12 protein-coding genes are annotated in these 16,135 nt (G+C 53.9%); 1 reads left to right on the top strand and 11 read right to left on the bottom strand.

Annotated elements, in window-relative coordinates; all coding sequences use genetic code 11:
• Positions 1-27 precede the first annotated feature (27 nt).
• From carB to ribF, 8 genes are all read right to left on the bottom strand, one after another.
• Complete coding sequence (gene carB, locus HEP82_RS09710) at positions 28-3,252, bottom strand: carbamoyl-phosphate synthase large subunit (protein ID WP_192457891.1); 3,225 nt, start codon at positions 3,250-3,252, stop codon at positions 28-30.
• Between the two features lie 87 nt (positions 3,253-3,339).
• Positions 3,340-4,488, bottom strand: a complete 1,149-nt coding sequence (carA, locus tag HEP82_RS09705) for a glutamine-hydrolyzing carbamoyl-phosphate synthase small subunit (RefSeq protein WP_192457890.1) — start codon at positions 4,486-4,488, stop codon at positions 3,340-3,342.
• Between the two features lie 458 nt (positions 4,489-4,946).
• Entirely contained in the window at positions 4,947-5,768 is an 822-nt protein-coding gene (gene dapB, locus HEP82_RS09700) for a 4-hydroxy-tetrahydrodipicolinate reductase (RefSeq protein ID WP_192457889.1), read from the bottom strand.
• Between the two features lie 260 nt (positions 5,769-6,028).
• Positions 6,029-6,979, bottom strand: a complete 951-nt coding sequence (ispH, locus tag HEP82_RS09695) for a 4-hydroxy-3-methylbut-2-enyl diphosphate reductase (protein WP_192457888.1) — start codon at positions 6,977-6,979, stop codon at positions 6,029-6,031.
• On the bottom strand, positions 6,976-7,434 hold the full coding sequence (gene fkpB, locus HEP82_RS09690; protein ID WP_192457887.1) for an FKBP-type peptidyl-prolyl cis-trans isomerase: 459 nt from the start codon (positions 7,432-7,434) through the stop codon (positions 6,976-6,978). Before fkpB ends, ispH begins: the two co-directional genes overlap by 4 nt.
• Positions 7,435-7,437: 3 nt before the next feature.
• Positions 7,438-7,944, bottom strand: coding sequence for a signal peptidase II (gene lspA, locus HEP82_RS09685; protein ID WP_192457886.1), 507 nt, complete (start codon positions 7,942-7,944; stop codon positions 7,438-7,440).
• Positions 7,944-10,766: an isoleucine--tRNA ligase gene (gene ileS, locus HEP82_RS09680; protein ID WP_192457885.1), complete on the bottom strand. Its 2,823-nt coding sequence runs from the start codon at positions 10,764-10,766 to the stop codon at positions 7,944-7,946. The genes lspA and ileS overlap by 1 nt, the downstream gene beginning before the upstream one ends.
• A gap of 32 nt (positions 10,767-10,798) precedes the next feature.
• Positions 10,799-11,740 (bottom strand): bifunctional riboflavin kinase/FAD synthetase, encoded by a 942-nt coding sequence (gene ribF, locus HEP82_RS09675; protein ID WP_192457884.1) that lies wholly within the window; start codon positions 11,738-11,740, stop codon positions 10,799-10,801.
• Positions 11,741-12,135: 395 nt separating this feature from the next.
• On the opposite strand from ribF, the gene rpsT reads away from it, so the two are divergent.
• Complete coding sequence (gene rpsT, locus HEP82_RS09670) at positions 12,136-12,399, top strand: 30S ribosomal protein S20 (protein WP_012764215.1); 264 nt, start codon at positions 12,136-12,138, stop codon at positions 12,397-12,399.
• Between the two features lie 57 nt (positions 12,400-12,456).
• Here the strand turns inward: rpsT and nhaR are convergent, their stop codons facing one another.
• The 3 genes from nhaR to dnaJ form a co-directional block, all read right to left on the bottom strand.
• Complete coding sequence (nhaR, locus tag HEP82_RS09665) at positions 12,457-13,344, bottom strand: transcriptional activator NhaR (protein ID WP_192457883.1); 888 nt, start codon at positions 13,342-13,344, stop codon at positions 12,457-12,459.
• Positions 13,331-14,533, bottom strand: coding sequence for a Na+/H+ antiporter NhaA (gene nhaA / locus HEP82_RS09660; RefSeq protein ID WP_192457882.1), 1,203 nt, complete (start codon positions 14,531-14,533; stop codon positions 13,331-13,333). The genes nhaR and nhaA overlap by 14 nt, the downstream gene beginning before the upstream one ends.
• A gap of 433 nt (positions 14,534-14,966) precedes the next feature.
• Positions 14,967-16,100 (bottom strand): molecular chaperone DnaJ, encoded by a 1,134-nt coding sequence (gene dnaJ, locus HEP82_RS09655; RefSeq protein WP_192457881.1) that lies wholly within the window; start codon positions 16,098-16,100, stop codon positions 14,967-14,969.
• Positions 16,101-16,135 lie beyond the last annotated feature (35 nt).

Raw genomic sequence — 16,135 nt, 5'->3', positions numbered from 1 at the left:
CCGGCTCTTCATCAGCAGCGAGTGCCGTTAACCACGGATGCGGGCATGCATTTCCTGTACGGAGATCACCTGCTCGGTCGGGTCGGCATTCAGCGACATCGCCGTGGCGAAGCCGCCGTTCATGGTAGTGTCGTAGTGCACCTTGTACTGCAACGCGCTGCGGCGAATCAACTTGGAATCTTCAATCGCCTGGCGGCCCGCCGTGGTGTTCACGATGTAGGTATATTCGCCATTCTTGATGCGATCCTGAATGTGCGGACGCCCCTCGTGCACCTTATTCACTAACCGGGGATTAATGCCGGCTTCGCCCAGTACAATCGCCGTTCCATGGGTCGCATCCAGCTCGAAACCATGCTTGAGCAGCTTGGCCGCCAGATCGACGACCCGCGCCTTATCACCTTCTCTCACTGACAACAACGCCCGGCCGATTTTTTTCATCGGTGAATTGCTGCCTAGCATCGCCTTGGCGAAAGCTTCCGCAAACGTCCGGCCCACCCCCATCACTTCACCGGTAGAACGCATTTCAGGCCCCAGAATCGGGTCGACACCAGGGAACTTGTTGAAAGGCAGCACCACTTCCTTCACCGAGTAGTAAGGCGGAATCACTTCTTTAGTCACGCCCTGCGCGGCCAGCGTTTGCCCAACCATCACGCGGGCTGCGACCTTCGCCAACGGCACGCCGGTCGCCTTGGAGACGAACGGTACGGTACGCGCGGCGCGGGGGTTCACCTCAATCAGATAAACTTCGTTATCTTTCACCGCAAACTGCACGTTCATCAGGCCGCGAACGGACAGTTCAAACGCCAGTTTTTCCACCTGCTGACGCATCACATCCTGAATTTCCTTGCTCAGGGTGTAAGCCGGCAGCGAACAGGCTGAGTCGCCTGAATGCACGCCGGCCTGCTCGATATGCTCCATAATGCCGCCAATCAGCACACGTTCACCGTCGCAGATAGCGTCCACATCCACTTCCACCGCATCGTCCAGGAAACGATCCAACAGCACCGGCGCATCATTAGATACGCTGACCGCCGTCTGGAAGTAGCGCCGCAGGTCGACTTCGTCGTACACGATTTCCATCGCCCGGCCGCCCAGCACGTAAGACGGGCGCACCACCAGCGGATAACCGATGGCCGCCGCTTTCTCCACGGCCTGATCGATGGTGGAAACGGTGGCGTTGGCCGGCTGTTTCAGCGACAGACGATTAACCGCCTGCTGGAAACGCTCGCGGTCTTCAGCGCGGTCGATGGCATCCGGGCTGGTACCGATCACCGGCACCCCTGCAGCTTCAAGCTGACGGGCCAGTTTCAACGGCGTTTGACCACCGTATTGCACGATGACGCCCTTCGGCTGCTCAACACGTACAATTTCCAGTACGTCTTCCAGCGTTACCGGCTCGAAGTAAAGACGGTCGGACGTATCGTAATCGGTGGACACCGTTTCCGGGTTACAGTTGACCATGATGGTTTCATAACCATCTTCACGCAACGCCAGCGCCGCATGCACGCAGCAGTAGTCGAACTCAATACCCTGACCGATGCGGTTCGGCCCACCGCCCAGCACCATGATCTTGTCGCGATCATGATTCGGATTCGCTTCGCATTCTTCATCATAAGTGGAGTACATGTAGGCGGTATCGGTAGCGAATTCTGCGGCACAGGTATCCACGCGCTTATAAACTGGATGCAGGTTGTATTTGGCGCGCAGTTTGCGAATCTCACCTTCGGACACTCCGGCCAGTTTAGCCAAGCGGGCATCGGCGAAACCTTTGCGCTTTAACAGACGCAGGAATTCCGACGTCAGGCCGTTGGCGCCCAGCTCGGAAACCTGCTCTTCCAGACGAACCAGCTCTTCAATCTGCACCAGGAACCAACGATCGATGTTGGTCAGGTTGAACACGCCGTCGACAGACATGCCGGCACGGAATGCATCTGCCAGATACCAGATACGCTCGCCGCCTGCATCTTTCAGCTCACGACGGATTTTGGTCAATGCTTCCGGATCGTCCAGGCTCACTTTCGGATCGAAACCCGTAGCGCCGACTTCCAGCCCACGCAGCGCTTTCTGCAACGATTCCTGCTGGGTGCGGCCGATCGCCATCACTTCACCCACCGATTTCATCTGCGTGGTCAGGCGATCGTTGGCGCCGGCGAATTTTTCGAAGTTGAAACGCGGGATCTTAGTGACTACATAATCGATTGAGGGCTCAAAAGACGCCGGAGTACGGCCGCCGGTGATGTCGTTCATCAGTTCGTCCAGCGTATAACCGACTGCCAGCTTGGCGGCGATCTTGGCGATCGGGAAGCCGGTCGCTTTGGACGCTAACGCCGAAGAACGGGATACGCGCGGGTTCATTTCGATGACAATCAGACGACCGGTTTTCGGGTTCACCGCGAACTGTACGTTAGAACCGCCGGTTTCCACGCCGATTTCACGCAGTACCGCCATCGAGGCGTTACGCATGATCTGGTATTCCTTGTCGGTCAGGGTCTGGGCGGGCGCTACCGTAATGGAGTCGCCGGTGTGGATCCCCATGGCGTCAAGGTTTTCAATCGAGCAAACGATGATGCAGTTGTCGTTTTTATCCCGCACCACTTCCATTTCATACTCTTTCCAGCCGATCAACGATTCGTCGATCAACAATTCGTTGGTCGGCGACAGATCCAGGCCACGCGCGCAGATTTCTTCAAACTCTTCACGGTTGTACGCAATACCGCCGCCGGTGCCGCCCATCGTAAATGACGGGCGGATAATGCACGGGTAGCCGACATCCGCAGCAACCGCCAGCGCTTCGTCCATCGTATGTGCGATGCCGGAACGGGCGGTTTCCAGCCCGATTTTTTTCATCGCGATGTCGAACCGACGGCGATCTTCCGCTTTATCAATCGCATCGGCCGTCGCACCGATCATGGTCACGCCGAATTCCGCCAGCACGCCCTGACGTTCCAGCTCCAGCGCACAGTTCAGCGCCGTCTGTCCACCCATCGTCGGCAGCACTGCATCCGGGCGTTCTTTTTCGATAATCTTGCGCACCACTTCCCAGTGAATCGGCTCAATGTAGGTGGCGTCCGCCATCTCCGGGTCGGTCATGATCGTGGCCGGGTTGGAGTTCACCAGAATCACACGGTAGCCTTCTTCACGCAGCGCCTTACACGCCTGAGCGCCGGAGTAGTCAAATTCGCACGCCTGACCGATCACAATCGGGCCGGCGCCAAGAATCAGGATACTTTTTATGTCTGTACGTTTTGGCATTTCTCGCTCCTGCAAACCCGTTTACTCACCGCCGCGTTGGCGCTTGCGCCCTGTGCTTATATCGCAGCGTGACTAAACGGATTCTGATTATTTGGTATGGCTACGATAAGACTCAATCAGCTCGATGAAGTGATCGAACAGCGGCGCGGCGTCATGCGGGCCGGGGCTGGCTTCCGGATGCCCCTGGAAGCTGAACGCCGCTTTATCGGTGCGGTGAATGCCTTGCAGCGAACCGTCGAACAGCGATTTGTGCGTCGCGCGCAGCGTGGCGGGCAAAGATGTTTCATCGACCGCGAACCCGTGGTTTTGGGCAGTGATCATCACCCGGTTGCCGTCCAGATCTTTAACCGGATGGTTGCCGCCGTGGTGGCCGAACTTCATCTTGACGGTTTTGGCGCCACTGGCCAACGCCAGCAATTGGTGGCCCAGACAGATGCCGAATACCGGAATATCGGTTTCCAGGAACGTCTTGATGGCGGCGATGGCATAATCACAGGGCTCCGGATCACCGGGGCCGTTGGAGAGGAAAATCCCGTCCGGATTAAGTTTCAGCACTTCATCCGCCGGCGTTTTGGCCGGAACAACCGTCAGGCGACAACCGCGATCTACCAGCATGCGCAGGATATTACGCTTCACACCGTAGTCATAAGCCACCACATGGAACGGCAGTTCATCTTCCGCTTTGGCCGGCGGCAGTTCGCCTTGCAACGTCCAACTGCCTTGCAGCCAGGAGTAACTTTCACGGGTCGTGACTTCTTTGGCGAGATCCATGCCTTTCAATCCCGGAAAGGCTTTGGCTTTTTCCAACGCCAACGCCGCATCCGGCGCGTCGCCCGCAATGATACAACCGTTCTGCGCGCCTTTTTCACGCAGTAAACGAGTCAGTTTGCGGGTATCAATATCGGCTATTGCCACAATATTATGACGCTTGAGGTAATCCGACAGGCTCTCTTCACTGCGATAGTTGCTGGCAATCAGGGGCAAATCGCGAATGACCAAGCCTTGAGCGTGAATAGCGGGGGATTCTTCATCGGCATTATTGGCGCCAACGTTACCGATATGGGGATAAGTAAGAGTGACAATCTGGCGGGAATAGGAAGGATCAGTGAGGATTTCTTGATAACCGGTCATTGATGTATTGAAGACCACTTCCCCCACTGCCGCACCTTCCGCCCCGATGGCCCGACCGTGGAACTGGGTTCCGTCTTCCAGAACCAATAGCGCTGACTTAATCAAAACACCCTCCAAGGAATAAACAATCACGTTATTTGCATATTAATTCAGATTTAACGATCTAAATCAACGCAAAAACCACCTGTAAGGCAAATTTTCGGCAAATTGCGCGCATTTTAATGATGCCCCCGATACTTGTCTACTGAAACACCAAAAAATTATCCCTTTTTACCGCCTTGATGCCACATGCATGGCTTAGAGCGGAGAAAACACATATCAATTGATGTAAGTAAACGGTTGCCAGGCAGGATGAGTAAAAAAGTGGATGTAAATACGCCAACAAGGATAAAAAGCGTTATCAGAAGGAGATGAACGGTGTTGAAAATACCAGTTAATATAAAAATAGTGGCGTTAAAATCAAAAAATATCAAATAATCGCCATTTACATATAAAAAAAATGGCGCAAACATTAGCGCCATTAAAAATCAATAAGTTAATAAAAAAAATCCATCCTATATAAATCAAAGATTATCTAATTCAAGCACATCTTTCATATCAAAAAGCCCATTATTATGGGCCTTTAACCATATAGAAGCCCTGACTGCACCATTTGCAAAAGTCATGCGACTTGAAGCCTTGTGGGTTATCTCGATACGCTCGCCGATATCTACAAACATTGCAGTATGCTCACCAACGATATCTCCGGCGCGAACCGTGGCAAAACCGATGCTTTTCGGATCGCGTTCACCGGTGTATCCCTCGCGTGCATAGACGGCGCACTCTTTCAGGTCACGGCCCAACGCATCGGCGATGGCTTCCCCCATCGCCAGCGCGGTTCCCGACGGCGCATCCACTTTGTGGCGGTGGTGCGCCTCGATGATTTCAATATCCGTGTAATCACCCATGACCTTGGCCGCTTTTTCCAACAGTTTCAGTAGCAGGTTTACGCCCACGCTGAAGTTGGCGGCAAACACAATGCCGATCTCCGCTGATGCCTGCTGGATGGCGGCTTTCCCGGCATCGTCGAACCCGGTAGTCCCGATGATCATCGCCTTGGCATGCTGACGACAAAACGCCAGATGAGCCAAAGTTCCTTCCGGACGGGTAAAATCAATCAGCACATCAAAATCATCTTTCACCGCCTCCAGACTGTCTGACACCGTAACGTTCAGTTTTCCCAACCCAGCCAGTTCGCCAGCATCGCTGCCCACCAGTGACGATCCCTGGCGTTCCAACGCCGCACCCAGCACCGCGCCTTCGGCATTTGACACCGCCTGGATCAGTTGACGGCCCATGCGGCCGCCCGCACCGGCAACCGCAATACGGATCGATGAATCCTTCATGTTTACGCTCTCTTATAGTGATTTCAGGCATGATACAAATGCGTATCAGGGTAACTGAGCCAGCTAAGCGGTTGCCAGCAGATTTCACGCATGATTAGAAAATTATGTCAGGCTACGCTAGGCATCAGAGAAAGGGATAGCGGAAGGACGATGGAATAGAAAGCAGACAACGCATAAACATGCAATTTTTATGCATCCGATCGGCTGGACGGAAAAGATAAAAAAACGGCAGCCTCACGACTGCCGCTGATGATGTGTCTTTATTCAACCTGTCGAACGTCAACCCGCAGTTCTTTCGGCACTTCAAAGACGATGTTTTCTTCGCGCCCCTGCATCTCCAACGCAATCTGCCCGCCCATGCCTTGCAGCCGCTTCACGACCTGCTGCACCAACACGTCGGGAGCTGATGCGCCGGCCGTCACACCGACACACGCGGTGCGACTGAACCAGGACTCCTGAATATCATCTGCTGAATCAATGAGGTAGGACGGTTTGCCGACACGCTGTGCCAGTTCTGCCAGCCGGTTGGAGTTGGACGAATTTTTCGACCCGACCACCAAGACCACATCAGCCTCCAGGGCCAGATTGCGTACCGCCTCCTGGCGATTGGTCGTGGCATAGCAGATATCATCCTTGCGCGGCCCGATAATCTGCGGGAAACGCGCCCGCAGCGCATCAATCACCGCCGAGGTATCGTCCACCGACAGTGTGGTCTGAGTCATGAAGCACAAATTGGTTTCATTTTTCACTTGCAGTGACCAGACATCGTCCGGCCCCTCGACCAGATACATGCCACCTTTCGGATTGCTGTACTGCCCCATAGTTCCTTCTACCTCGGGGTGCCCGGCATGACCAATCAGAATCGCTTCCATACCTTTTCGACTGGCGCGCGCCACTTCCATATGTACCTTGGTGACGAGTGGGCAAGTGGCGTCAAATACCGTCAGATCGCGATTACGTGCTTCCGCGCGCACCGCCTGAGAAACGCCGTGAGCGGAAAAAATCAGAATCGCGCCGTCCGGCACTTCATCGATCTGCTCAATAAAAATAGCGCCGCGTTCCCGCAGCCCATCAACCACATAGCGGTTATGCACCACTTCATGACGCACATAGATAGGTGCGCCGTAAACCTCCAGCGCACGTTCCACAATACTGATGGCGCGGTCAACGCCAGCGCAGAACCCGCGTGGGTTCGCCAGCAAGATCTTCATGCGTCTTCTCCTGCCGCGGGGGGATCGATGCTCAGCACTTCAATATCGAAGGCGACAGTATGACCGGCCAGCGGGTGATTGAAATCCACCGTCACGGACTCTTCAGCCACCTCGCGAATTACGCCGGCCATATCGTTGCCCCCGATGCCGCTGAATAACATAATGGTGCCCACATCCGGCACCCCAGTCTCAGCAAAATCACGCCGCAGAAAAAACTGGATCAGATCGGGATTCGAGTGCCCGAAAGCCGATTCTGGCGGCAGGGAAAACTGGCGCCGTTCCCCGATGCGCAGCCCTAGCAGTTGCTGCTCAAGCGCAGGAGAAAGACTGCCGTCCCCTAGACGGAACAAAGCGGGTTTGCCGCTTTCACGGGTCGCCTCCGCTACGGAGCCGTCTTCCAGCGTCAGGATAAAATGAACCAGTACGGCGCTATCGCTAACCACTTGTTGAGTCATAGGTTACTCACCTGACGCCGTTTTTTTGTCCGGGGAACTGAAAAAACTCTCTACCACAACCAGAAACGCGCCGATGACGATTGCACAATCGGCAAGGTTAAATGTTGGGTAGTGCCAGTCGCCAATAAAAAAATCCATAAAATCAATTACATAACCATGAATCAAGCGATCAGAGAGATTACCGATCGCCCCGCCGATAATCAGCGCGTAGGCAATATTGGCCGCAATTTGACTGGCTCTGGTGCGATACATAATCACCAGCAACGATACGATGACTGCAACAGCAATCAGCGCAAAGAACCAGCGCTGCCAGCCGCCTTTATCAGCCAGAAAGCTGAAAGCCGCACCATAGTTGTGGGCGTAGGTAAAGCTAAAGAAAGGGATCAGCGGCAACGATTCGCCCAATTGAAAGTGGGTCATCACCCACTGTTTGGTCCCCAGATCCACTACCAGGATGACCAGCGCCAGCCATAGCCAACGCAGCCCCGTTGCTCCAGTCGATTTACTCATCAGACAAATTTACGCTCTTCGCCATTGCCGCCGATGTTAGTCGCGCAGCGACCACACACTTCCGGATGCGCGGCATCACTGCCGATATCCGTTTCATAATGCCAACAACGCGGGCATTTCTCCCCGTCAGCCTTAGTAAGGACAACTTTCAGCCCCGACAATTCACTTTGCTGAGCATTCGCCGGCGCATTCTCATAACGTTCGACACGCGCCCTGGAGGTCAACAAAGCGAAATGCAGTTCGGACTGCAACTGACCGAGATGCGCATACAGTGCGTTATCGGCATATAGCGTAACGGCAGCTTCCAACGAACTACCGATATGCTTGTCATTACGCGCCTGTTCGATCACCTTGTTGACTTCACTGCGTACTCTCAGCATTTCAGCCCAGAAAGTTTCATTCATGCTTTCCTTTGCATCCAGGCCGAACAAACCGTCATACCACTCTTCGGTGAAGACATACTGGGCGCGTTTACCCGGAAGATAAGCCCAGATCTCGTCAGCGGTGAAGGACAGAATCGGCGCCATCCAGCGAACCAAAGCTTCCGCGATGTGGAACAACGCCGTCTGGCAGCTGCGACGCGCAACGCTATCGCTTTTCGCCGTGTACTGACGATCCTTGATGATATCCAGATAAAAAGATCCCATCTCGACGGAACAGAACTGCATCAGGCGTTGAACCACGCGATGAAAATCATAACTTTCATAGGCCTCGACTATCTCTTCCTGCGCGGCGTTGGCACAACCAACCGCCCAACGATCCAGCACCACCATGTCTTCGGGTTTCACCGTATGCAACGCAGGGTCGAACCCATTCAGGTTAGCCAGCAAGAAACGCGCCGTATTACGAATACGACGATAAGCATCGGCGGAACGTTTGAGGATCTCATCGGACACGGCGATGTCGCCGGAATAATCGGTCGACCCAATCCACAGGCGCAGAATATCGGCGCCCATTTTGTCCATCACATCCTGAGGCGCAATGGTGTTGCCGATGGATTTAGACATCTTCCGCCCCTGACCATCCACGGTGAATCCGTGGGTCAGAACCTGGCGGTACGGAGCTTTACCTTTGATCGCCGTAGAGATCATCAGCGAAGACATGAACCAACCGCGATGCTGGTCGGAACCTTCCAGGTACATGTCGGCAGCATGGCCTGCAAACTCGGGACGGACATCCACCACGGAAGCGTGCGTCGATCCAGAGTCGAACCAGACATCCAGCGTATCCGGCACTTTTTCGTACACAGACGCTTCCGCACCCAGCAATTCCGCCGGATCCAGATCCCACCATGCCTGAATGCCTGCATCCTCAACACGTTTAGCGACGGCTTCAATCAGTTCGCCAGTACGTGGATGCAACGCTTGCGTTTCCTTGTGAACGAACAGCGCCATTGGCACGCCCCAGGTTCGCTGACGGGAAATACACCAGTCAGGACGGTTGGCGACCATGGCTTCAATACGCGCTTGCCCCCAATCCGGAATCCACTGTACACCTTTGATTTCGGACAGTGACTGCTTGCGCAGCCCTTTCTGATCCATGCTGACGAACCACTGCGGCGTGGCACGGAATATAATCGGCGACTTGTGACGCCAGCAGCACGGGTAACTGTGCTGCAATTTCTCATCATGCAGCAGCGCGCCGCGCTCACGCAGCAGTTCAACAATCTTGTCGTTGGCTTTGAACACGAACAAACCGTCCAGCCCTGGGAAGGTGCCCGGCAGATAACAGCCGTTCGGCCCGACCGGGTTGGCGATTTCCAACTGATATTTCTGGCTGATGACATAATCGTCCGGGCCATGACCACCGGCGGTATGTACCGCCCCGGTTCCCGCTTCCAGCGTCACATGTTCGCCCAGAATCGCCGGCACATCGAAATCCAGAAACGGATGGCGGAACCGCAGCAATTCCAGATCGCTGCCTTTGACCGTATTTCCCACGCAGCATGCCTCACTGCCGGCGATGCGCTGCGCTGCGCCTTCAGCCAATCCTTCCGCCACGACAATGGCGCGATCAGCCAGTTGAATCAGCACATAATCAAATTCCGCATTCAGGGCAATCGCCCGGTTGGCAGGTAGCGTCCAGGGGGTGGTAGTCCAGATAACCAGCGCCACATCGCCGTTTACCGCCTCAGCGGACAGGCCGAATTTCGCCAGCACCGCCGCACGATCGACCGCATTGAACGCGACATCAATCGCCGGGGACGTTTTGTCGTAATACTCGACCTCCGCTTCCGCCAGTGCGGAGCCGCAGTCGGCGCACCAGTGCACCGGCTTGGCGCCTTTGTGCAGATGGCCGTTTTCGATGATACGACCGAGCGCACGAATGATGTTAGCCTCGGTATTAAAATCCATCGTCAGGTAGGGTCGATCCCAATCACCCAGCACGCCAAGGCGGATGAAGTCTTTTTTCTGCCCGGCGACCTGCTCGGCGGCATACTTACGGCAAGCTTCACGGAACTGTGCAGCGCTCACTTTCTCGCCCGGCTTGCCGACCAACTGCTCTACTTTGAGTTCAATCGGCAAACCGTGGCAATCCCAACCAGGGATATAAGGAGAGTCATACCCAGACAACCCCTTGGATTTGATAATAATATCTTTGAGAATCTTGTTGACCGAGTGACCAATATGAATATTGCCGTTCGCATATGGCGGGCCGTCATGCAGAATAAAGGTTTTCTTACCTTTCTTGGCGCTACGAATAATCCCGTACAGATCCTGTTCATACCAACGTTTCAGCATGTCAGGTTCACGCTTGGCGAGATCGCCACGCATCGGGAACCCTGTTTCCGGCAAATTCAGGGTAGTTTTATAGTCACTCATTCGCTTCTCGATTTCGTTTTCGGCTAGAGAAATTAAACCGGTGTCTTCAACCCAAAAAACTCACGGGCTGCCACCACATCATTAGCGATTTGCTGCTTCAACGCATCCAGCGAAGCAAACCGCTGCTCATTACGTAATTTTTTACGCATTACCACATCGATATGTCGACCATAGAGATCCATCGTCACGTCCAGTAAATGGACTTCCAACTGCTGGCGCCGATCTCCGGTCACGGTAGGGCGTGTACCAATATTGGCGACACCAGGTAGCGGATGCTCCCCCAAGCCGTACACACTGACGGCATATACCCCGCTTACCGGGGAAACCTGGCGCTTAAGCGGTAGATTAGCGGTGGGGAAACCGATAGTCCGCCCGAGTTCGTTACCATGTACAACACGCCCGGAGATGCTGAATGGATGCCCCAGCAACGCTTCGGCCAACACCAGGTCGTCCCGCATCAACGCCTCGCGCACCGCAGTGCTGCTGACGCGCTTGCCGCCGTTGCAAAACGTTGCGGTGCTGATAACTTCGAAGTCCTGCTCAGCACCGGCTTTCTGTAATAACAGGAAATCCCCTACGCGACCAGCACCGAAGCGGAAGTCATCACCGACGACCAGAAAACGCACCCCCAGTTTCGCCACCAACAGGTCGGAAATAAATGTGCTGGCATGGTTGGCGGCGAACGTATCGTTGAATTCGACGCACAGCAGGTAATCAACGCCAGCCTGCGCCAAATACTTCACTTTATCCCTTAACCGGGTCAGGCGAGCCGGGGATTTTTCCCCGGCAAACAGTTCCAGCGGCTGCGGCTCGAAAATCATCACCATCACCGGCAACCCACGGGCGCGTCCTTCCTGTTTCAGACGTTCTAACAGCATCTGATGTCCGCGGTGGACACCGTCAAAATTGCCAATAGTAAGCACACAGCCATAATGGCGTGCCTGAAGATTGTGTATACCGCGTATTAGCTGCATAACTGGCTCAAAACAGTGGAAATCGGCGGATTATACCTTGTACAACGGACAAGGTTAACCCGCGATTGATGCCTTTTCGTGTCAGAACAATGGATTTCCGCCCCGCCGCACACTTAGACGTTTTCATCTTGCCGTCGACATCAACAGCCCGACACTGCAGGATTCCTCAGCAAATCGGCGGATGAATATCTATCAGGCCGAAACGGTCGAATTTATGACGCGAAAGACTGTATTCCCCGCGTCTAAGCTGATAGAATCCTGCGCCATCACAACGTAACAAGCGCTGACGTACAAACGGCGCTTATTTGCACAAATCCATTGACAAAAGAAGGCTAAAAGGGCATATTCCTCGGCCTTTGAATTGTCCTCGATAGAATATATTTGGGAGTTGGACCTTGGCTAATATCAAATCAGCTAAGAAACGCGCCGTACAGTCTGAAAAGCGCCGTAAGCACAACGCGAGCCGTCGCTCCATGATGCGTACTTTCATCAAGAAAGTTCAGGCTGCCATCGCGACTGGCGACAAAGAAACTGCGCAGAAGGCGTTTAATGACATGCAACCGATCGTGGATCGTCAGGCTAGCAAAGGTCTGATCCACAAAAACAAGGCTGCGCGTCATAAATCCAGACTGATCGCTCAGATCAACGCGCTGCAGTAATCACATTTTTTTGAATACTGCTGAAGAAACCGGCTTAGGCCGGTTTTTTTGTGTCCGCTATTCCTGAAACAGGGGTGAAAAATCCGTGTTGCAGACCCGCTGCACTGCAGGATGCTGGATCATCCGCTCAGCAAAAATCACATAATATTCGTCCTGCACATGAGTCAGCCTGCCCAGTTCGACAATATCGCCTTGCGCATAAACGTCACGCGCATAGAGAGACGGTGCAACAAAAATGGCGTCATGATTAACACCAAATGCGGTCATCAATGCGGCATCATCAAACTCCCCCATGATCGCGACGTGCAAATGCTGCTCGCTTAGCCAGTTAAGCAGCTTGCGGCCGAGCATAGTACGCCTGCCGGGGATCAGCAACCGACGTTGCTCCAGACACTCGGGAAACGGCGATGCCGGCGCTGGATGGCGACAATAAAAACTGACGCTGCATTCTCCGAGTTTGCGAGAAAACAACCCGGCCTGCTGGCTGGAGTCGATAGGGCAATCCGACACAATCATATCCAATTTGTGCTGGCCCAGTTGTTCCAGCAGCATTTCATGCGTTGACTCGAAACAGCGCAGCCGCATCTGTTGCTCAGTCACCACTGTTTCCAGCACCCGACTTACCAGCCGTTTGGACAGCGCATCCGCCACCCCGACATCGAACAGCAGACTCGCATCCTTACGATAATTAACGATATCCAGCATCTCCTGGCCCAGCACAAACATACGGTCGGCGTAGCGAAACACCAGTTGTCCCAGTTCTGTCGGCTCGATCCCTCGCCCCTTGCGCTTAAGCAGTTTTCCCTGTAGCCGTTCTTCCAGTGCTTTGATCTGGCCAGTGATAGTTTGCGGCGTTAGAAAAAGCAGCTCCGAAGCCCTGGAAACGGAGCCTGCCTTACATACATGCCAAAAATAATAGAGATGGTTGAAATTAATGTGCAGCATGACTTTTCTCTTCTTGCCACTGCGCCGCCGGCAACACCGCACGCAATGCCAGAAATCCCAGAATGGCTGCGGCAAAAGACGTCAGCAGAATCGCCAGCTTGGCATACAGAATAGCGTCGCTATTCACCTCGCCAAATGCCAGCAATGTAATAAAGATCGACATGGTAAAACCAATGCCACACAACAAGGATACTGCCATGACCTGGCGAAAATCGACGCCAGATGGAAGCACCGCTAGCCTAGTGCGAATCACCAGCCAACTGAACAAAGTGATCCCCAATGGCTTGCCCAACAACAACCCGGCGCCGATCCCCCATGTAAGTGGCGCGGCCAGTTGCGACAACGCAATCCCCTTCAGCTCAATGCCCGCATTAGCAAAAGCGAAAACGGGTATTACCATCATTGAAACCCAAACATCCAGTCCATGTTCCAACGTTTTAGCAGGAGATACTCCCCCGGTTGGCGAACGTAAAGGAATGAAAAAACCGACGATCACACCAGCTAGCGTGGCATGTATGCCCGATTTCAACACACACACCCACAAGATGATCCCGATCAACAGGTAAAGCGATGTTTTCATCACTTGTTGATGGTGTAGGTAAACAAGCACCAGTATCGCTGCCAGGGCACAAACCAGCGCAGGCCAGTAAAGCTGTTGAGTATAGAACAGCGCAATAATCAGAATAGCGCCCAAATCATCAATAATGGCCAGCGCCAGCAGAAACACTTTCAAACCAACAGGAACACGTTTTCCCAGTAACGCCAGAATACCGACCGCAAATGCGATGTCCGTCGCAGCAGGAATCGCCCACCCGGAGCGGGTTGTTGCGTCCTGAAAGTTAAACACCAGAAACAAGAGCGCAGGCACCAACATCCCGCCGACTGCCGCAGCAATAGGAAGCAACGCCTGGCGCCTGCTGGCCAAAGAGCCGGATAACAGTTCGCGCTTAACCTCCAACCCCACCAGCAGAAAAAAAATCGCCATTAAGCCATCGTTGATCCACAACAGCAACGGCTTATCGATCTCCAATGCCGCAATACGTAATGAAACCGGAATAGCCAAAAACGCATGATACAGGGAAACCGTAGCCGGCAGGTTGGCGATGAATAGCGCCAGTAGTGTTGCCACAATCAGGATAATACCGGCCGCGGCCTCCAGATGGATGAAACGCCTGAACACTCCAATCATTATCTTCTCTCCCTCCCATTTTGCAGGTAAAGCTCGCTGACATCGGGACAAGAGTAATCGCCATAAAAGATCGTTAAAAGCAGTTTAAATCTGGATTAATACTCGGTAAAACCGAATTATTACATCAGATTAAGCAGGAAGACAAAACATCGGCCATGTTTTAAACGACGTTTAGCGTCAAGCAACAATAAGGAATACGAAGATACTTGCTGAAACAGGGCGTTTACAGGCCGGTTGAGTTGATTGCTCAATCATGCGTTGCTTGCGCTGCTATAACCCTGACGGGGATCGAACCGGGTACAAGAACGCACATGATGGCTCTCGACTTTCAAAAGAAAACACCCTGTCAGCGTGTGGCTAACAGGGTGCGGATAAACCCTCAATCTCATGAACTGATTTTGGGAGCTGGCCGGTTTTTACCGATTAAAGACTCTCAGCGGGTCAAATCGTCAAAAAACTTTTTCACGCCGTCAAAGAAACTTTTGGAGCGAGGACTGTTGCCTTCCCCTGTCGGCCCGCCAAAGCTTTCCTGCAATTCCTGCAGCAGTTGCTTCTGACGATCGCTCAGGTTGACCGGTGTCTCAACCACAACCCGGCACAGCAGATCCCCCTGCGCCCCGCCGCGTACCGATTTCACCCCTTTTCCCCGCATCCGGAACAGTTTACCGGTCTGGGTTTCCGGTGGCACTTTGAGCATGACGCGGCCATCCAACGTCGGTACTTCGATTTCGCCACCAAGTGCCGCCATCGCAAAGTTGATCGGCACTTCGCAATACAGGTTGTTGTCTTCACGCTGAAAAATGGGATGCTGCCTGACCTGAACCTGAACATACAGATCGCCCGCCGGCGCACCGAACTCTCCGGCTTCGCCTTCACCTGCCAGACGGATACGGTCGCCGGTATCTACGCCGGCAGGAATCTTGACCGACAGCGTTTTGCTCTTCTCGACCCGCCCATGACCATGACACTTAGTGCAAGGATCCTTGATGATCTTGCCGCGTCCATGACAGTGCGGACAGGTTTGCTGCACGGTGAAAAAACCCTGGCGCATCTGCACCTGTCCATTACCGTGACAGGTGGGACAAGTCACCGGATTACTCCCCGGTTTAGCGCCGCTGCCATGACAGGCATCGCACTCCTGCAACGTCGGGATACGGATCTCTTTAGTGACGCCGCGTACTGCCTCTTCCAGCGTCAGCTCCATGGTGTAACGCAAGTCGGCACCGCGGCTGGCGCGCTGGCGACGGCCTCCGCCGAAAATATCGCCGAATACATCGCCAAAGATATCGCCGAAATCAGCGCCGCCGAAACCACCCGCTCCGCCGCCACCCATACCGCCTTGCTCAAACGCAGCGTGCCCATACTGGTCATAGGCGGCACGTTTCTGAGCATCGGTCAAAATTTCATAGGCTTCTTTGACTTCCTTGAATTTGGCTTCCGCCTCTTTATCACCCGGATTACGATCAGGGTGATACTTCATCGCCAGCCGTTTATAAGCCTTTTTAATCTCGCGCTCATCGGCGCCTTTCGCAACACCCAGAATTTCGTAGTAGTCTTGCTTGGCCATGCTTTTTTCCTGCCCTCAACATGCGTGCACGGGCG

Origin of the sequence: Musicola keenii, assembly GCF_014855505.1 — a bacterium.
Lineage (GTDB): Bacteria > Pseudomonadota > Gammaproteobacteria > Enterobacterales > Enterobacteriaceae > Musicola > Musicola paradisiaca.
The sequence above is the reverse complement of the archived record's forward strand: the minus strand, read 5'-3'. Positions and strand labels throughout refer to the sequence as shown.

Coding starts and splice junctions, on each gene's coding strand:
- dnaJ (WP_192457881.1), bottom strand. CDS start 16,100: ATGGCCAAGCAAGACTACTACGAAATTCTGGGTGTTGCGAAAGGCGCC.
- ileS (WP_192457885.1), bottom strand. CDS start 10,766: ATGAGTGACTATAAAACTACCCTGAATTTGCCGGAAACAGGGTTCCCG.
- nhaR (WP_192457883.1), bottom strand. CDS start 13,344: ATGCTGCACATTAATTTCAACCATCTCTATTATTTTTGGCATGTATGT.
- dapB (WP_192457889.1), bottom strand. CDS start 5,768: ATGAAGGATTCATCGATCCGTATTGCGGTTGCCGGTGCGGGCGGCCGC.
- ribF (WP_192457884.1), bottom strand. CDS start 11,740: ATGCAGCTAATACGCGGTATACACAATCTTCAGGCACGCCATTATGGC.
- carB (WP_192457891.1), bottom strand. CDS start 3,252: ATGCCAAAACGTACAGACATAAAAAGTATCCTGATTCTTGGCGCCGGC.
- ispH (WP_192457888.1), bottom strand. CDS start 6,979: ATGAAGATCTTGCTGGCGAACCCACGCGGGTTCTGCGCTGGCGTTGAC.
- lspA (WP_192457886.1), bottom strand. CDS start 7,944: ATGAGTAAATCGACTGGAGCAACGGGGCTGCGTTGGCTATGGCTGGCG.
- nhaA (WP_192457882.1), bottom strand. CDS start 14,533: ATGATTGGAGTGTTCAGGCGTTTCATCCATCTGGAGGCCGCGGCCGGT.
- fkpB (WP_192457887.1), bottom strand. CDS start 7,434: ATGACTCAACAAGTGGTTAGCGATAGCGCCGTACTGGTTCATTTTATC.